Consider the following 19,434-nt stretch of genomic DNA (forward strand, 5'->3'; position numbering starts at 1 on the left):
AAAATGAAAAAATATTACTTAGTAGTACTCTTACTTTTTGCTTTTAAAAGCACTGTCGCGCAAAGTTCAGATAAAGCCAAGGCGCTTTTAGACGATGTGTACAACAAGGTGCAAAGCTATGACAATGTTTCCATTGACTTCAAATACGTTTTGAATAACGAGGAAGCAGGTATCAATCAAGAAACACGAGGCGATGTAACTATGGAAGGTGACAAATACCTTTTCAATTACATGGGCGCACAACAACTATATGATGGAAACAAAGTCTATCGTATTGTACCTGAAAATGAAGAAATAACAATTGAAGACCAAGTAGAAGATGAAAACACGGTGTCCCCTTCGAAAATGCTCACTTTTTACAAGCAAGGTCATACCTATGAATGGGATATTCTGCAAAATGTACAAGGGAGAAAAATACAATATGTCAAATTAATTCCCATTGATACGAATACAGAAATTGAATCGATATTGTTAGGCATCGACGCAGAGACCAAGCACATTTATAAACTTATCGAAAAGGGCCAAAATGGCACCACGACTACGATTACTGTTAATTCTTTTAAAACGGATCAACCTTTATCAAAAACCTTATTTACTTTTGATGAAGACAAGTTTAAGAAAGCAGGGTACTACATTATAAGAAATTAGACCATTGAGAATATTAGACCGATATATTTTATCGAGATTTTTATTTAATTTTTTCAGCTCGTTTGTGATATTGATGTTCATCTTCATATTTCAAACGATTTGGCTTTTTATAGATGATTTGGCAGGAAAAGGTCTCGATATTGTTATTATCGGTAAGTTTCTTTTCTATTTGATGCCGAACCTTACCGAAAAAGTTTTACCCTTAACGGTTTTACTTTCTTCAATTTTGACTTTCGGGACTTTTGCCGAAAATTATGAGTTCGCCGCAATGAAAGCCTCGGGTATTTCACTACAGCGTGCCATGTTAAGTCTAATCGTATTTATTATTTTTTTGGGAGGAGTTACCTTTTATTTTGCCAATAGTGTAATTCCCGCATCGGAACAAAAAATCTATAATATGCGGCGGAACATTGCCAAGGTGAAACCGGCCGTAGCGATTGAAGAAGGGGTCTTTAGTGATTTTGAGGGCATGAATATAAAGGTCGACAACAAATATGGCGAACAAGACCGCTTTTTAGAAAATGTCATCATTCATCAAAAAGTGAACAACATAAATCGTAAGGTAACCAAGGCCATATCAGGCGAATTGATTAGTAGCGAAGACTCAGAAGTTATTCAATTGGTGTTGAAAGAGGGCCATTATTACGAAGATGTTACCACCAAATCAAATAACGAAAAGCGACTATATCCGTTTGCCAAGGTTTATTTCGAAGAATATACCATGAATATCGAGGTACCTGATTTCACTGATGTCGATCTTGAGGAAGAACGAAATGTGCGCACCGATAAAATGAAGAACGTTTCAAGGTTAATTCAAGATATCGATTCGCTTAAAAACGATAATCTAAAAATTGTTGGGGCCTTTTCGAAGAATATTTCCAATAGAATGGGGGCCTTTGTTCCGGTACCAAAAATCGACAGGGTTGATAGTCTTGCCCGGAAAAACATGGAAATAAAAATAGACTCAAGTGTCTCGACTGCTGAAAACTTAAGGCATACGACTGATACCAGTGCTCAAGAATCAGTAATAAATATTGAAGACCTCTTTCAAGATTGGCAGCGTACCCAAGTTGTGAATTCGGCCAAAACTTCGGTATCTAATATTCTGACTTCGATTAAGGGTAAAAAAGAGGAGCTATCAAAGCGTTATAAGATATACAACATGCATATTCTCTCTTTACATAAAAAATATGCGCTGGCCCTCTCCTGTGTCATCCTATTCTTTGTGGGTGCACCGCTGGGTGCTATCATTCGTAAAGGAGGCATGGGATTACCTATGGTTATTGCCATTGTTCTCTTTCTTACCTATTATTTTATAGGGGTTTTTGCAGGCAATTACGCCAAGGAAGGAAACATACACCCCATCTTGGGAGCATGGTTATCTACGCTGATAATGTTACCTTTGGGGGTATTTCTAACAAGAAGGGCTACGGCCGACAAAGGATTAATGAGTTTTGGAAATGTAATTGACTTTTTTAAAAGGAAGTTTCCAAAGAAGGAAAAAAAGGAGATGGTATGATAACAAAAGTGGAAAAAAATATTAAGTTACATACGATAGAAGAGGCTATTGAAGCTATTCGTAATGGCCAGGTCATTATTGTGGTCGATGATGAAAACCGAGAGAATGAGGGTGATTTTTTGGCTGCGGCTGAACTTGCTACGCCAGAAATGGTAAATTTTATGGCCACACATGGCAAAGGCTTGATTTGCGCTCCGCTTACCGAAGGTCGTTGTCGTGAATTAGGACTTCACATGATGGTCACCAACAATACCGACCCATTGGAAACCGCTTTTACGGTTTCTGTAGATTTACGGGGAAACGGGGTAACCACGGGAATTTCTGCCTCTGATAGGGCCAAAACGGTAAAAGCATTGACCGAATCCGATATCAAGCCACAAGATTTAATGCGACCAGGACATGTCTTTCCCCTCATTGCCAAGGAAGGGGGCGTTTTAAGACGTACCGGACATACCGAAGCAGCCATCGATTTTGCTCGTTTGGCCGGGTTACAGCCTGCCGGAATCATCGTTGAGATCATGAACGAAGATGGTAGCATGGCCCGACTACCACAACTCGTCGAAGTTGCCAAAAAATTCGATTTAAAAATTGTTTCCATCGAAGACCTTATTGCCTATCGCATGGAACATGATAGTTTAATTGAAAAAGAGACCGATTTTGAGATCACAACGCGATTTGGCGATTTCAGATTGCGGGCCTATAAACAAACGACCAACAATCACGTACATATCGCATTGACCAAAGGCAACTGGAAAAAAGACGAAAAGATTTTGACCCGTATAAACTCCACCTTTGTCAACCATGATATTTTGGGTACCCTTACGAACAATCCCGATAAAAAATTGGATGATATGTTCCAAGCGATTAACGACGAAGGAAAAGGGGCTATAGTGTTTATCAACCAAGATTCCGAATCGCTTAACTTGTTATCGCGTCTGGCCGAATTGAAAGAATTACAAAAACAAGGCATCTATAAAGCTCCGAAAATTGACATGGATGCAAAAGATTTTGGCATCGGCGCCCAAATACTGCACGATCTCGGCATTGTAAAAATGCGCTTATTATCCAATTCACCGCAAACCAAACGTGTGGGTATTGTAGGGTATGGTTTAGAGATTGTCGAGTATGTTGGCTACTAGAGGCCTTTCCAACTATTATTCAACCTGTTTTAAAATCCAATCTGAGATTTCCTTTAATGCCTTAGGAGAAAAAGTCTGTTCAATAGCTGCATATTCCACAGGTGAACCGGTCTCGCTTTCTTGAAACAAATGGTTGAGGCCGGACAAAGTCTTCAAGGTCACATTTTTATTCCCTGCTTTTTCTAAGGCCTTGGCCATGGCCGATAAATTTTCCTCCGCAGGTACCTGCAGGTCTTTATCACCATTTATGGCCAAAACAGGGCAACTTACCTTCTCAAGTACTTTAGCAGGGTTATGCCTTAAAAAATACACCATCCAGGGTGTAGCCATAAAATCTACTTGAGCCTTTATAAACTGTTCAACATTGGTACCTTCAGGAACAAGGGCACGCGCTTCATCATTCTGGGCTTCGCCTTTAAGATAGGCATTCAAATCATCTCGCAAGGTTTGCAAGTCTTTTGAAGTTACGGTCATAGCAATCATTTTATCCCGTATTTCGGCCGACTTTTCGATTTCGCTTTCAGAATCCCCCATGACTTGGGCTATCAGTCTTCCTTGCAGGGACAATAATTCACTGCCCGGTATACCCGTTCCAGCCATTAATACGATAAACTTTACATCTTTAGACCGAGATGCTACCATTGGAGCTATTACCCCGCCTTCACTATGTCCGATCAAGCCAATATTTTTTTTATCGACCTCTTTTCTAGTTTTAAGATAGGCAATGGCACTTTCTACATCTGATGCAAAATCAACCGAAGTCGCAGCGGCAAAATCACCTGTCGATTTTCCTGCACCACGGTCATCATAACGTAATACGCCAATCCCGTTTTTAGTTAAATAATCGGAAATAACAAGAAAAGGTTTATGTCTCGCAAGTTCTTCATTTCGATTCTGCGGACCGCTTCCGGTAATCATAACCACAACGGGGAAGGTTCCGGTTTCTTCTGGTAATGTTAAAGTACCCGCCAGGGTAATATTTTCCTGGTTATTCTTAAAACTTACTTCTTCGGAATAATACGGATAAGGTTCCTTAGGTTCTTGCGGACGGTTGAGTGCAGGTTTTTCGATTGTTTCCCGTGATAATGCCAACGGAAGAGTAAATCCACCTTGCGTAAAGGTACCCTCAAATTTCCCATCGATAAACTCGGCAGCATACGTAAGCCCCAACGCAGTTACGGCTATATCTAGCTTAGACGCTTTAAAGATGGTTGAATTTACAGGAATACCCAATGCACCTTGATCAGGACTATCTAAGGTTGACGAATACCCCGAATCGGATTCGGAAATATTGAATACAAGCCGCAAAGGGCTTCCAGGAACTTCCAATAAGCCATTCCATTTTCCCGTAATGTCTTGTGCAACCGTCGTAAAAACAATGAGCAAAGTGAGGAGTGTCACTAGTGTTCTTTTTATCATCACCGTGGGTATTAAGATTAACAATTCCGGATTCTATGCATATTATATGAAAGCCGCTACCCTATCAGTTACAGAAAAGTCGAAAATATTACACTTAACCCTATATTTATTTCAGAAAATAGCCTTAAATACACAAAAGACTGAACGATAATCACGAACTACTTTTGATGATTTGGGCAATTTTTTCGGCTCGCTGTCGGACTTCATCTTCACTCCATCCCAATTTAATCAAACAGGAGATATTACGACTAACCCAATGATCGGATTTAGAAAAATCAAAGGTTTCCAAATCTTGAAGTCCTTCTAGTGTTTCTTGCGGCAATTTTCCTAAAGATTTCCTTTCGGCCAAATGTTCCCATTTTCGATAATAATGCCAATTGTTATGATACCAATAGAAACAGGCATCGACCCCTTCAGACCCCATTGCGGCGTGAACTTTTTCCGCCAAATCCCTTGAAGGTAAAAAGAAACTGAGAAAAGAATAATTTTCAACCCCGCCCTCAGGAACGCGTCTAAAGGTGACTTCCGGAATTTTCTCTAAAACACCTCTTAGAATAGTATAATTTCTTTTTTGGATGGATAAAAATTCATCTAAACGATCTAGTTGTGCCAATCCTACAGCGGCATGCAATTCAGATATTCTGTAATTGTACCCTAAAAACGGATGTGTTTCCGCTCCCCTATCCTTCCCGACATGGTCATGACCGTGATCGGAATAATGGTCGGCATTTTTATGAAATTTTTTATTGTTGGTAATAATAGCTCCTCCTTCACCACACGTAATGGTTTTAACATAATCGAAAGAAAAAACACCCAAATCACCAAAGCTGCCCAATGGTTTTTCATTAAAAGTACCCCCTATCGCCTGACAAGCATCTTCCAATAAAAGTAGCCCGTGCTTTTTGCAAATGGATTTTAAAACTGCTAGGTCGGCCATTGAACCGCACATGTGTACCGGCATTACCACACGAGTTCGTTCAGTAATTGCACTTTCAACAGCTTTTGGGTCCAAAGTCAGTGTATCATCGACATCGACAAGAATCGGCACCGCACCAATAGCGAGAATAGACTCAAAACTGGCCACAAAAGTAAAAGTGGGGATAATTACTTCATCTCCCGCTCCCACTCCCGCAACCGCCAAAGCTACCGTCAAGGCGGCAGTACCGCTGCTGACCAATTGTGCATAATAGACCTGCATACGTCGCGTCAAAGCTTTTTCAAGTTCAACAGCTTTCCAATGGCCGTTTCTCATACCATCAAAGCCATATCGCATTAAAACTGTGGAATCGAGTACCTCGTTTACCTGTGCTCTCTCTTTGTCTCCAAATAGTTCAAATCCTGGCATAAATATAGTGTTGGTTGTTGGTGTTGGTTATCGAAAAATAATACTATTTACTAAATTGCCGATATCAACAAATCGTTCTCAAAAAATATCGATAATGCTGTCATCGATATGCCTTCGTACTTTTTTAAAATTGGAAAACATGTCATCGGAAGCCCTATACCCTACTGGAAGTACCAATACGGAGGTCAGCCCTCTTTCCTTTAAGCCTAATATTTCGTCGTATGATTCCGATTCAAAGCCTTCCATCGGGCAAGAGTCTATTTTCTCTAGAGCGCATATTGTTAGCAGATTACCCATTGCCAAATAGGCCTGATTAATACTCCACTGGCGAATCTCCTCTATCTTCTTATTTGAAAAATCGGCGACCATTGCCTCTTTAAACGGATTCAGTATTTCGTCACTGGTTCCACGTATCTTTTTGATCTGGTCAAAGTATCGGGCGATGTATTCATCATCAACGTGATTTTCAATACAAATCACCAAAACATGCGATGCCTGGGCTACCTGTTGCTGGTTAAAGGAATGGGAGACCAGCTGATTTTGGAGTTTTTTGTTACTTATAACGACCAATTTTATAGGTTGTAAGCCGTAAGAAGTAGCCGTAAGGTTGAATGCCAGTTTTAGTTTTTTTATATCCGCAGATAACAGTACTTTTTCGGAATCAAATTTTTTGACCGCATAGCGCCATTTTAAATGTTCGATACTGTCGTACATAAACCTTCTAATTAAAAAACCACAATTTTATTGACATGATCGTTATCATGATGACAAGCAAAACCTTGACAATTCCATCACCCTTATTTACAGACCATCTACTGGTAATCCACCCTCCTATTGCTTGACCCGATGCCAAGGTAAGTCCGATTTCCCAATCCAACTTACCATTAAGTCCGAAAAGTACCAAAGCGGCAATCGTATATAAGGTCATTACCACAGCTTTTATAACATTTGATTTAATCAACGTCATTCTACTGATGGAGGACAACGCCAAAAGTATAAAAATACCCGTTCCTGCCTGAATAAAACCTCCATAAATTCCGATAAAAAAGAAAGCGACGACTGCCCAAAGCACATGTTTACCTGTCAATCTTTCCGCAATATCAGCTATTGACCGCTTGGGCTGAAGTACCATAAAAGCAACGATAACTATCATAACGATAGCCAGCACCCGGTTAAAAAGGCGCTCATCTATTTCAATGGCCAATTTTGAACCGATTAGGGTACCTACAATGGCAGAAGCCGATAAATACCAAATAAAGCGGGAACTGATCTCCATTCCCTTGCTTTTGTAGCCTACAACATTTGCGAAACCCTGAATAAGTATGGCAATTCTATTGGTGCCATTGGCAACACTGGGCGGTAAACCCATGAAAATAAGAATAGGTAACGTGAGTAAAGACCCACCACCTGCCAACGTATTTATAAAAGCTACCAAAACCCCTAATAGGGCCAATAAAACATAGTGATACCATTCTTGCATGGCGCAAAAATACATGCTAGAATATGATAAATGTAAGTTTATCCAAAAATAAATTTCCACATCCTTTTATAGAATTGAAAAAGGTTAGTATATTTGCACCCGCCTACGCAACCTAGTGTTGCTTTAGCAGAAAAAATTTGCTAAAATCTTTATAGATGTATCGACTGGAGAAATGGCAGAGTGGTCGAATGCGGCAGTCTTGAAAACTGTTGAGGGTCACACCTCCGGGGGTTCGAATCCCTCTTTCTCCGCTAAAAGCCCTGTAATCATTATGTTTACGGGGCTTTATATTTATAGGTGTCAATTTCTGCTTACGCTACTATGGGATCAAGAACAATTGTTGTGTTTATGCAAAAATTGTTGTTAACCTGTAAAGGAAAAATTCCAGATTCTTTACACCTCTAAATTGCGCCCTAAAGACTTTTATTTGTGCATGGAACGATTCTGCCGATGCATTTGTGCTTCTATTTATAAAATAGCAATAGTTAAAGGATTTAGATCCAGACAAGCTTTTTGAGCTACAAAAAGCTCACCGTCAAATAAAACCTTTACTTTATGCCGCATTAAGATTCGCATTGATTGTAATGGCAAGACTTAACTGAATTATGGAAAATTATCAATACGGTCACAGGGGCCTTTAAAGTGCCACTTGCCCATTATTTAAACTGAAAAATAGTATACCTAGAAACAATAACAATCATGAACTTTTATTTAGATTATATTAACATAGCATTTGGATTATTTTAGTAAGTTTGTGTTTGATGAAACATGGTCGCCTAAAAAATAGCATCACTTACCTACTTCTTGTCCTTTTCATTTCAATGAAAATGGCAGGACTTCATGTGTTGTCCCATACAAATGACAAAGACCATGCAGTTCATTGTACTATTTGTGACCATGCCATTACAAATAACTTAACTCCGGCACTTACTCCTGACTCACAGGATTTCATAATTGAAAATACTGAACCAATTGTTCAGAGCGAGATAACTGAAAACTACAGTTTTATTATCTCAAGCACTATTGCTACGGATCAGCTCTTTTCCCGGCCTCCTCCTTTTCTATTATAAGAGTTTCGTTTACATTTTATTTTCATTGTTGGGTTTTCGGACTCCACAAGTTTCATTTAGAGTATTGACTCTAAATGGATGCATTTTGTAAATGACAGGTCTACAACTCCGTATTTACGCCTTAAATAAGGTTCAAAGAGGATGTAGCTTTCAAAACTCTTCCCATACTTCAATTTTATTTTGACAATCTGATTTGCTTTTACGACGATAAAGGCAGAATGAGATATTAATCAAATATGGACATTCAAAGAATTTCCATGGAAGTCGTTTGATTTTTTTCAATTAAGAAAATGCTTTTTTGAAAATTTCTGATGATACCTGGAGTAGGCATGTGTGCCCTAATTTAAATGTCTTTCATACTTAAAAATGTTGCAACGAAAGGGGAAACCGAAAACCTTGTAAATAGAGTAGGTATAACCTTAAAATACTATAGTTATGAAAACTAAGGAATCCATGATTTCAGAAATTCTAGCTAATAAGGCAAAGCAACCTAGCGGAAGTACGCATTGTAGCAATTGCGGACACTGCTCCAGCACCTTATAGTTTAAGAATTATAGCGGTAGGAAATAATTCCTACCGCTATTTACTACCCAATGCAAAAAAGTAAAAACCACCAGAAGATGAACCAAATTACTGAAGTTCAATTGAACAAACTCTTATCCTTCACAGATGAGAATGTGATATCAAGGTTTATGGATATGTACGATGTTTCAGAAACCGAGGCCGACGATATCTTGTTGGAAACTCTGAAGTTTTTATATATAAGTCAAATCCCAGGGATATTCATTCCAGATGACTTATTAATCGTGGACGAGATGTGGCACAACCTCATTCTGTTTACTCCCCTCTACCATAAATTCAGCGAGGAATATTTTAATACACCTTACTTCCATCACCTTCCTGCCACAAAAGCGGAAAAAGACCAAAGAAAAGAGGAGATGAGAATCAATCCCGACAAGGCAAAAGAAAAGTACCTCGAAAAACTGGAATTTCTCTTATCCACTACTTACGATTATTTAGGAGCGGAAACGGTTGAAAAATGGTTCAAAGTATATCCAGAAAAATATAGCAAAGAAAATATTAAAAAATTGAGAAAATAAGAATGAGCATTTTCCCAAAAAGAACCATCCCTGGCAAAACAGTCACCATACACTGGAATTTCAACACGTCACATTTAAATGGCGCCCACCTTTTCCCCTTGGTAAAAATCGGGGTAAAAGACCCCAAAGGTAATATTACCATGCTCTTTAAAGAGCATGTTATCGCTTTTCCAGACCAAAAGGAAAGTAAGGAAGAGGCTCCTCAAAAACTAAAATATTTAAACAAGAATATCCCGCTGTTGGTACTGGCCGATTATCTTGAAGGGCCTTGTAAGCGGGAAAAGCTAGTTGAAATTTTGACCAATATTCAGTCTGGTCGTCATTATTATTTCACATATGATATTCCCAATGACGCACCATTGGGTAAATATTCCCTAATCTCAGAGGTTCATAATAATGGCAATATAAAGTACTCAAAAACCCGTCTTGACGATCATTTTTGGGTCGAAAAAATTTCGCTCGTCAATGTAATAGCCAAAGAAAATGAAAAAACCGCTATAATCTGTAACCACTCCGAAGAACCAACTCCAGTAAAAATAGTCAGATGTTCCATTGATGTCAATGGTCATATGGAAACCCAAATGGAGGCTTTTGAAATGAATCCAAAAGATTCCAAGTCTATTTCAATTTCTGAAGAAAAGGCCTTTTTACTCTATAATGAGGAACGGGAAATAGTGGCTTTGACAGAAGAGTTCCCTACTTACCTAATAAAAAATCATGAAATAATATCAATAAGTAAGAAAAACGGAATGGACTGCCTTATAGAAAAAGAGGGTGATGGAGCTTATTGGCTTTCCCCCGAGACTAAAGATCTATGGGATAAAGCGGATGGATTGCTTAATAAGCATAGCCTATCCGAAAAAGAAAAGGATGTACTACAGGAAATGGAGAAACAGGGGCTCATAAAAGAAACTAATCTATAATGGCTGAAAAACAAAACAAAATAACGCATCTATACCTCATTAAAGAGCTAATTATCACAAGCTCTGTAAAAATTGTAGGTATCTTATTTATAAGCTTATTTCCGAGTTGCTTCCTTTATTCCCAAAATGCAGAAATCTTAGGAACCATAACAGACGATCAGAAAGCGCCTTTACTTGGGGCTCATATTCAAATTACTGAACTAAACAAGAGTACGGTTACGGATGAAAATGGTGCTTTCGGTTTCGATAAACTTTCCTATGGAAAATACAGCCTAGAGATTTCTTACATAGGCTTCGAAACGATTTATTACACCACTGATATTTCAACGAAAAAAAACAAGGTTCAAATTAATATAAATTTGAAACCCCAACAGAGCCAACTTGACGAAGTAACGCTCGTGGCAAAGTCAAAAACCCAACGGTTAAGGGAAAGTACAGCCAATGTATCGGTATTGCAGACAGAGAATTTCCGTGATAGAAATACAAATACCAGTGATATCGTAAAGCAAATTTCCGGGGTAAATGTTCGCCAAACAGGCGGTTTTGGTAGTAATGCCGAAATTTATGTAAACGGAATGACCGGAAAATCCGTGCCATTTTTCCTCGATGGTATCCCATTATCATATTTTGGTTCAGGACTAGGGTTAAACGTATTACCAGCAAACCTAATAGCACAAATCGAGGTCTACAAAGGAGTTGTACCGGTTGATTTAGGTGCAGATGCCCTTGGGGGAGGCATAAATATCATAACCCGAAAATCCTATTCAGACTATTTAGATGCTTCCTATTCTACGGGGTCGTTTAATAGCCATAAGGCAAACCTAAACGCACAATTGGTAAACCCTGACACGCATTGGATGTTTGGGGTACATTCATTTTTTAATCATTCCGATAACAATTATAAGGTAGATGTTGAGATTCCCGATGAATTCGGAAATCCAGTTCCGACAACTGTCAAGCGCTTTCACGATAAATTCTCTAACTATCTCGTGAATCTTTACACAGGAGTCTATGACAAAAATTATGCAGATCGTTTGGTTTTTAGCGCACGTTATTCAGGACTCGAAGATGATGTTCAGCACAATGCCATTATGGCCCAGCCCTATGGTCAAGTAACCTATGATGAATCAACTCTAGGTGCTTCTTTAGAATATGAAAAAAAGAAGATTCTAAAGAAAACGGATATAAAGTGGTACAGTGCCTATAATCGTACTCGAGGCCACTTTATCGATACCACGCTCAATGCATACACATGGGACGGTAAGGTTTACGATAGACGAACCGATGGCGGAGAAATCTCAACTTCGCGTAATCTTTTGGAGCTTACTTCTCAAAATTTATTGAACCGTATCAACCTGAACTACAAGCCCTGGGAGAAAGGAAAATTTACCTTGAATCTTTTTACCGCGTGGTTTAGAAGAATCGGTGAAGATCCTGTTGCGGCCGAATTTTATGGAGAAGATTTTTTTGCCAATCCGACCCAGCTTTTTAAGAATGCTACCGGGCTTTCCTATGAACACGGTTTTTCACAGGATTTAACAAGCTATACGGCCGTCAAACATTTTTGGTTGAATGCCGATGGATATGCCATAGAAAATCTTGAATTCGTTCCCAACCAACAAGAAGCATCCAATTTTGGCTTTCTTCAAGCGCTACGTTATCATGTTACAAAATCTTTTCTTTTAAAAACTTCCTATGAATATGCAACCAGGCTACCTGATGAATTCGAACTCTTTGGAGATTTTACATTGGTAAGACCCAACCCGTTTTTGGAACCGGAACAGAGTCACAATTTTAATTTGGGCTTTCAACTGAATACACAAAAATTTAATTGGGATACCAATCTCTTTTACCGGGAAACGGACAATGTTATCTGGCTTCGAACCTCCCAGTTTTACGCCCAATACCAAAATCTATTAAAATCACGTACGCTTGGTGTGGATATGGAATGGCGTTATCGCCCCTTCAATTTTCTGGATATAAAGGCAAATGCCACTTATCAAGATTTGAGAAACCGTTCACCCAAAAACATTACGGGAACCGTGGATGATCGCTACTTCAACGCAAGACTTCCCAATATCCCATATTTGTTTGGGAATGGGGAAATACGCTATCACAAAGGCAAATTCCTAAATACAAAAAACAGCATTTCAGCTTGGTGGTCCGGAAATTACGTTAATGAGTTCTATCTTTTTTGGGCAGTAGATGGCAACAAGGATTTCAAGAACACGGTTCCATCCCAATTCATCCAAAATCTGGGAGCTACCTTTTCCCATCCTCAAAACCGTTGGGCCATTACTGCAGAAGTCACCAATATACTCAACGAAAAAGCCTTTGACAATTTCAGTGTGCAACGCCCTGGACGGGCTTTTTACATAACCCTTAGAACCTTCATAAATTAAATATTAACACGTAAACAAAAAATGAAAATGAAAAAACAATTTCTTAGTAATCAATCAAGGTTATTCTTTTTAATAATGACCTGTATTCTGGTCGTAAGTTGTAGTAGTGATGACAATGCTACTACAGAACCAGATTCAGAAGATCCTAATGAAGAAATTCCTGAAGAAACGACTGACCCGGTCGAGGTAAACTACGGCATTACTATGGTTAGTGGTGCATGGCCCAACCAAACTTCTTACGTTCAAGGTGTAACGGACTTGGATTTTTCAACCATAGAAAACGACAAAGCAATAGAATTGACTGGAAGTGCAAATACGACCTCGTACAATGGCGCATTGTATGCCTCCCCTTTCGGTGCGCCCGCTACTCTTGTAAAATATTCATTCAACGATGATGGAGATACAGTTGAGGAAGAACGGATTGTAGTGCCAGGCGCGAATACCTTTTCCACCATATATTTTGAAAGTGAAACTGTAGCCTATGGTTCTGTTGCCGGTGGTATTTCTAAACTTATCGTTTTTGACCCAACCACTATGCGCATTACTGATGAAGTTTCGTTAACATCTATTACCAGTAGGTTTCCTGAAGCTACACGAACGTATTATCTGGATATGATGGAACGGGATGACAAACTGTTCATGGGTGTACACTACGAAAATAATTTCGTTCCCGTTAACGATTCGGCCTATGTTGCGGTAATTGATTTAAATAGCCGAGCAGTAGAAAAAGTAATTGCCGATCACAGAACAGGAATGTTATTTGGCAGCCATGCAGTAAATAAAGGAATGATCAAAACCAGTAACGGGGATATTTATGTACAGGGTCTAGGCACTACCATGGGTGGAGGTAATAGCCCCAGCGGTTTATTGAAAATACCTAATGGAGAGACCTCCTTTGACCCAGACTATTTTATGGATATGCAAGATGCTACAGGCAATGTTTGTTACGGAATCTATCAAGTACCAAATGGGCGGACTTTCACAACCCGGGTTGAAGATGAGACTGATTTCTTTGAATACCTGACAGGTGAGCCGCAATTTAAATACTATGAAATTGATTTAGAAACTGGATCAAGTTTAGGTGCTGTACCTGGCTTACCTACAACTTATGGATCCCGTAGAATGTTAATTCTACCTTATACTGATGAAAGCTTTCTTTTTACCACTGCAACTAATGATGAAAATGCTGTTTTTAGATTTGATAGTAGTTCAAATACCTCAAGCAAGTTATTTACTTCGACCGGTGGGTATATAAGTGGATTGGAAGATCTAAATCCGTAATTTTTAACAAATATGCTAGAAGCTAAAGACCTTACAAAAAAGTATGGTGATTTTACCGCACTAGACACGTTGAACTTAAACATCCGAGCTGGCGATATTTTTTGCCTGCTCGGAGCCAACGGAGCTGGAAAATCGACGACCATCAACTTGTTTTTGAACTTTATAGAACCCTCCGCTGGAAAAGCTTTCATCAACGGTTTGGATGTAGGGAAGAATCCTCAAAAAACAAAGCAATGGCTATCCTATATCCCTGAAAATCTTCAATTATACCAGAACATGACCGGGCTTGAAAACCTTCGCTTTTTTTGTGGTCTTCAAGGGGGTAGTCAAAATAAGGAAGAATTGGAGTCCTTATTGATACAATCTGGCTTGCAAAAAGATTTTGTCTTAAAAAGGGTAAGCAGTTACTCTAAAGGAATGCGACAAAAAGTAGGCATTGCTTTGGCTAGGGCCAGGGGAGCTAAAATATTGCTTTTAGATGAACCTACTTCCGGATTAGACCCCAAAGCAAGCAATGAATTCTCTGAACTTCTACTCGAAATGAAAGAACAAAAAGTAGCCACTTTAATGGCTACCCATGACCTCTTTCGGGCTAAGGATACCGGGACTCATATCGGGATCATGAAAGAAGGCGTCTTGGTCGATAAGATGGAATCAAGTCAAGTTTCTTTTCATGATTTGGAACAAAAATATTTAAGGCACATGCATACATAATATGAACCGTCAAGTCTTTTTAATTGCAGGAAAGGAACTTAAAGGTCTGGCAAGACAAAACTCCTTAAAAATTTTATTAGCCATAATTATAATTCTCCTAGGGTTTGCGCTCTATGCCGGGCATGTAGCTTATAAACAGCAAGGAACAATGGTAGAAACGGCTCATAAAGATAGAAGGGCTGAATGGCTAGATCAAGGAAACAAACATCCTCATATTGCCGCCCATTATGGTACTTATGTATTCAAACCCAAGACACTTCTTAGTCTTTTTGATTTTGGATTGGACACCTATACCGGAACATCTATTTACTTAGAGGCACACCATCCACATGAATTCATGTTCAGACCTGTACAAGGATATGGCAATATGATTCGTTTTGGGGAATTAAGTGCTGCCCTTGTACTTCAATTATTAGTACCCCTACTCATCATATTTATCACTTTTCAAACTTTTACTAAAGAAAAGGAAACAGGAACACTAAAATTATTGGTCAGTCAAGGAGTTTCAATAAGGTCTATTTATTTGGGCAAGGTCTTGGCGTATTCCGTAATTGTTTTTGCGATAATGGTTCCGTTTTTTACAGGTTTATATATAGTGGGAGTTGTTGAAAAAACTAGTTCTGTGCTGAGCGATTTAGGGGTACGCATCTTACTTCTTTTTTTTGTTTACGTTGGATATTTATGGGCCTTTACGAATTTTTCGGTTTGGATATCCCTTAAGTCTTCGAATGCAAGAAACGCTCTTTTGACCTTATTGATATTCTGGATTACAACGGGAATCATTATACCAAAGACTTCTGCCAATCTTGGTGAAACCTTACACCCATTGCCCTCAATGAAAATATATAAGGAAGCTATACAAAGAGATATTACAAATGGCATGAAGCCCAATGATACCAAGCAAAAAAGATTGGAAAGGTTAAAAGAACTTTATTTAAAAAAATATGGGGTCGATTCCCTTAATCAACTGCCTTTGAACTTTGAAGGGATACAAATGCAAGAAGGGGAAGAATATGCCAATAAGGTGTATGATTTTCATGGCGCAGCACTTTACAAAAAATTTGAACTTCAAAACAGAGCGGGAAGCTTAATGAGTTTTGTTGCTCCCTATATAGCGCTAAGAAACCTTTCCATGGCATTTGCTGCAACCGATTGGTATAGTTTTAACGATTTTCAAGAAAAGACCAACACCTATCGTCGACATCTCATACGTACCATGAACAATGATATGGCGAAGAATTCACGTTATGGAGAATTCTATGAATACAAAGCAGGAAAGAATTTATGGGAGACCATATCCGATTTTAAGTATCTAACTCCTAAGGTGACCATAATCTTCAAATATTATTTAATGGAACTTGCTTCATTGTCGCTTTGGATTTTGACAATACTCATTCTCATTCCTTCTTCCTCCAAAAATAAATTAAAATGAAATGAGCCTACGAAAAATTAATTTGTTGCATATCAACCGACGTAAATTATATTTTTTATGCGAATTACTGAATGTGCGTAATTTTTTAGTCTCATCATTTTCAGAAAACTACAAAATTTCAAACAGATGAAATTGATTTTATTGTTATGGCAACGTGAAGGTATTTCCATTGTTAGAAATACCTTTCAAATAATCATGTTGTCCACTATTTTTTTATTGGGCATGTACGCAATCTATTATGGACATTCAAAAATAACAGAACAACATAAAACAATAAAGAATGTCGAAATAATTGAAAAGGAGGAATTTGAAAAGTATAAAAAGAGCTTTTATAGCGACCATACCTCGGTCAAGGAAAAACAACTATTCGATATAGCCTCAAAACCCGCTTATGCATGGTATCGACATAGCTACCATGCCATACTACATCCTCATAGTTTGGCACATATGTCTTTAGGACAAAGGGATATTGAGCCTTATTACTACAAATTGACGGGAATGAGCTTATACTACCAATTATTTGAAAGTGAACTGGCCAACCCCCTTAAACTATATGTTGGAAATTTTGATATTTCATTTGTATTCATTTACTTATTTCCATTGCTTATAATAGCTTTCACCTACGGATTATATGCAGAAGAAAAGGAAAATGGAATGCTTCCCTTACTAAGGTTGCAAACCATAGGGTTAAGAAGAATACTCTTGATTCGAATTGCTTTTTATTATCTTCTGATTGTAGGATTGGGAATTCTTTTGTCGTCAATTGCCTTTATGGTTTCCACAGCGCTCGATGTTTTGTCCATTATCTTATGGATATCTGCCATTTTATGCTATCTCAGTTTTTGGTTTGCTTTGATGTTCTTGTTGATCAGTCTTAAAAAAAATTCTTCCTTGACCGCAATAAGTGCCGCTAGCTTATGGCTTCTTTTTCTAATTGTTCTCCCGGCCGTATTGAACGTATATGCAAACCTCATATATCCAATCGATAATACATCACTTGCCGAAATCACAAGAAGAAAAGGCTTGGAAAATGAAGATGACGTGAACGAGTCTAAAGCTGTAATCTTAGAATATCTACAAAATCGGGAAGACTTAAAGGGAGCGCATTCACTGATCGACGTAAATATTATGGCCAAAGCTTATGCTGCTTTTACGGCGCTTAATGATAATCACCATAAAAATGAAGTGTTGCACTACTTTGACCAAATTAGGCGAAGACAAAAGTGGGTGTCACTATTTAAATGGGCAAACCCCGCAGTAAATACCCAAGCAATTCTTAATGAAATTGTAGAAACAGATTCTGAAATTTTTCAATCTTTTTACCAGTCAATTGAGGGCTTTCATAACGATATTACCAGTTTTTATTTTGACAAACTGTTTTTGAATAAACAAATAACAAATAAGGATTACGACACACTTCCGAAATTTCATTTAACTATCGATGAGACTGAAAGAAACCAAAAAATAAGGAATGGTTTAATGGAGGTCATGGTCACCTCTTTTGCGCTTTTTGGTTTATCATGGGTGCTTTTCAACAAAACTGCTTTCTAAAGGAGTATTGAAAATTCAACGAATAAATACATACATATAAAATTTACAATACGAAAACTTGAAAAAAAAGCCCGATTACATCAATGACAATCTTTGGAAACTTCTACTGAAGCTTTCTGTACCTAGTATTTTAGGAATGATGGTGATATCTATCAATGGGCTAGTTGATATTTTCTACACAAGTTATTTTATAGGAACAGAAGCCTTTACAGGTATATCTCTGTTGTTCCCCTTAATGTTGATTGTCACCAGTGTCACCGTTTTTGTAGCAGCAGGTTCTGCATCTGTCCTTAGTAGGGCCATAGGTTCAAGTCAGAACGAAATTCAAAGAAAAATCATCCCAAATATGATGGCCTTGTCCCTTATTGGGGCAGCTATTGTGACCATCCCAGGAATCATTTTTTCAAAAGAGATAGTTTCTGTTTTGGGAATTTCAGAAGAATTGTTCACCTACGCTTTAGAGTATTATCAGATATATATATTGGGTGCACTATTCAGCATTTACGGATTATCGGCCAACGGTTTGATTCGGGCTGAAGGCAAAATAGAACAGGCTATGCGTTTCACTCTGATTTCGGTAATTCTAAATCTTCTACTAACACCTATATTCATTGGTATTTTTAATATGGGTGTGGCAGGTGCTGCCTGGAGTAGTATCGCAGCTATGTTTATTTACAGTTTATTGACATCATTATATTTTATAAGAGGGAAGGCAACCTTTCACACGGGTCGTTTCCGAATAAAGTTGGAATATAAAATCCTCAAAAATGTCTTAAGTATTGGATTTTCGGCTTTTTCAATGCAATTGTCCAATTTGTTCAGGCAATTTCTATTATTCAGGTTAGTGGTTTTATATGGCACGCTTGAGGCTATGGCTTTTTTCAATGCCGCTTTTAGATTATTCACATTTTTGGCAATTCCTCTCCTAGGGCTTTACCAATCTATGCAACCGGTTATTGGAATCAACTATGGTGCTAATAAACCACATAGGTGCCTAAAAGGGGTATCTGTCTATAGATTGGCCGGTATTGTGCTTGGTATTGCAATGATAATTCCCGTACTGATTTTCCCCGAGACTATTATAAATATAATGTTACCAAATAAGGCACTTAACGAAACTGAAATTTTTAATGTACGAATGATTATGGGAATCTTACTGGTTATTCCAATTTCTTCAAGTAGCATCATTCTATTTCAATCAATTGGGGAAGCAAAATTGGCTACTTTGTTACCTGTTGGGCGTCAACTGTTTCTATTTGCACCTATTATATTACTGATGACCAAATATTTCGGGATTGAAGGTATATACTATGGTCTTGCGCTCGAAAACGTGCTTTATGCTTTGGTTTTATGGACTATTTCAAGAAAAATACTTCAACGGATAACATTGTTACGGGCAGGGCTTTAATAG

15 protein-coding genes, 1 tRNA gene and 1 pseudogene are annotated in these 19,434 nt (G+C 38.2%); 12 read left to right on the forward strand and 5 right to left on the reverse strand.

The genetic code is table 11. The features are described from left to right. Positions 1-3 precede the first annotated feature (3 nt). The 3 genes from AACZ88_RS02120 to ribB are packed head-to-tail and all read left to right on the forward strand — an operon-like array spanning position 4 to position 3,306. Positions 4-648 (forward strand): outer membrane lipoprotein carrier protein LolA, encoded by a 645-nt coding sequence (locus AACZ88_RS02120; protein ID WP_339705489.1) that lies wholly within the window; start codon positions 4-6, stop codon positions 646-648. A 25-nt stretch (positions 649-673) separates the two neighbouring features. Further along, positions 674-2,167 (forward strand): LptF/LptG family permease, encoded by a 1,494-nt coding sequence (locus AACZ88_RS02125; RefSeq protein ID WP_339706442.1) that lies wholly within the window; start codon positions 674-676, stop codon positions 2,165-2,167. Further along, on the forward strand, positions 2,164-3,306 hold the full coding sequence (gene ribB / locus AACZ88_RS02130; RefSeq protein ID WP_339705492.1) for a 3,4-dihydroxy-2-butanone-4-phosphate synthase: 1,143 nt from the start codon (positions 2,164-2,166) through the stop codon (positions 3,304-3,306). Before AACZ88_RS02125 ends, ribB begins: the two co-directional genes overlap by 4 nt. Before the next feature lie 15 nt (positions 3,307-3,321). On the opposite strand, the gene AACZ88_RS02135 is transcribed toward ribB, so the two are convergent. The 4 genes from AACZ88_RS02135 to AACZ88_RS02150 all read right to left on the reverse strand — a co-directional run bounded on the left by AACZ88_RS02135 (position 3,322) and on the right by AACZ88_RS02150 (position 7,550). Next, positions 3,322-4,725: an alpha/beta fold hydrolase gene (locus tag AACZ88_RS02135; protein ID WP_339705494.1), complete on the reverse strand. Its 1,404-nt coding sequence runs from the start codon at positions 4,723-4,725 to the stop codon at positions 3,322-3,324. 151 nt (positions 4,726-4,876) lie between these two features. Beyond that, a complete protein-coding gene (locus AACZ88_RS02140; protein WP_339705497.1) occupies positions 4,877-6,070 on the reverse strand; it encodes a DegT/DnrJ/EryC1/StrS family aminotransferase in 1,194 nt (397 codons plus the stop codon). A gap of 78 nt (positions 6,071-6,148) precedes the next feature. Beyond that, the gene (locus tag AACZ88_RS02145; RefSeq protein WP_339705500.1) at positions 6,149-6,784 is read right to left on the reverse strand and encodes a nitroreductase family protein; all 636 of its coding nucleotides are present in this window, start codon (positions 6,782-6,784) and stop codon (positions 6,149-6,151) included. A gap of 7 nt (positions 6,785-6,791) precedes the next feature. Beyond that, positions 6,792-7,550 carry a sulfite exporter TauE/SafE family protein gene (locus AACZ88_RS02150; RefSeq protein WP_339705503.1) on the reverse strand — a complete coding sequence of 253 codons (759 nt, stop codon included), beginning with the start codon at positions 7,548-7,550 and terminating at the stop codon, positions 6,792-6,794. A 166-nt stretch (positions 7,551-7,716) separates the two neighbouring features. Between AACZ88_RS02150 and AACZ88_RS02155 the strand changes: the two genes are divergently transcribed. Then, a tRNA-Ser gene (locus AACZ88_RS02155) sits at positions 7,717-7,801 on the forward strand. 95 nt (positions 7,802-7,896) lie between these two features. On the opposite strand, the pseudogene AACZ88_RS02160 reads toward AACZ88_RS02155, so the two are convergent. Beyond that, positions 7,897-8,028, reverse strand: a pseudogene (locus AACZ88_RS02160) (transposase); the annotation flags it as partial. Positions 8,029-9,240: 1,212 nt separating this feature from the next. Between AACZ88_RS02160 and AACZ88_RS02165 the strand changes: the two are divergent. From AACZ88_RS02165 to AACZ88_RS02200, 8 genes are all read left to right on the forward strand, one after another. Beyond that, a complete protein-coding gene (locus AACZ88_RS02165; protein WP_339705506.1) occupies positions 9,241-9,720 on the forward strand; it encodes a hypothetical protein in 480 nt (159 codons plus the stop codon). Between the two features lie 2 nt (positions 9,721-9,722). Next, positions 9,723-10,643, forward strand: coding sequence for a hypothetical protein (locus tag AACZ88_RS02170; protein WP_339705509.1), 921 nt, complete (start codon positions 9,723-9,725; stop codon positions 10,641-10,643). Further along, positions 10,643-13,045 carry a TonB-dependent receptor gene (locus AACZ88_RS02175; protein WP_339705512.1) on the forward strand — a complete coding sequence of 801 codons (2,403 nt, stop codon included), beginning with the start codon at positions 10,643-10,645 and terminating at the stop codon, positions 13,043-13,045. Before AACZ88_RS02170 ends, AACZ88_RS02175 begins: the two co-directional genes overlap by 1 nt. A 27-nt stretch (positions 13,046-13,072) precedes the next feature. Next, positions 13,073-14,326, forward strand: a complete 1,254-nt coding sequence (locus AACZ88_RS02180; RefSeq protein WP_339705515.1) for a DUF4374 domain-containing protein — start codon at positions 13,073-13,075, stop codon at positions 14,324-14,326. A gap of 12 nt (positions 14,327-14,338) precedes the next feature. Continuing rightward, positions 14,339-15,040: an ABC transporter ATP-binding protein gene (locus tag AACZ88_RS02185; RefSeq protein WP_339705518.1), complete on the forward strand. Its 702-nt coding sequence runs from the start codon at positions 14,339-14,341 to the stop codon at positions 15,038-15,040. A 1-nt stretch (position 15,041) separates the two neighbouring features. Continuing rightward, positions 15,042-16,472: a DUF3526 domain-containing protein gene (locus AACZ88_RS02190; protein WP_339705521.1), complete on the forward strand. Its 1,431-nt coding sequence runs from the start codon at positions 15,042-15,044 to the stop codon at positions 16,470-16,472. Between the two features lie 126 nt (positions 16,473-16,598). Then, entirely contained in the window at positions 16,599-18,023 is a 1,425-nt protein-coding gene (locus AACZ88_RS02195; RefSeq protein WP_339705524.1) for a DUF3526 domain-containing protein, read from the forward strand. 58 nt (positions 18,024-18,081) lie between these two features. Continuing rightward, positions 18,082-19,431 (forward strand): MATE family efflux transporter, encoded by a 1,350-nt coding sequence (locus AACZ88_RS02200; RefSeq protein ID WP_339705527.1) that lies wholly within the window; start codon positions 18,082-18,084, stop codon positions 19,429-19,431. Positions 19,432-19,434: the final 3 nt, after the last annotated feature.

This window comes from uncultured Kriegella sp. (assembly GCF_963975415.1).
Classification (GTDB): domain Bacteria; phylum Bacteroidota; class Bacteroidia; order Flavobacteriales; family Flavobacteriaceae; genus Kriegella.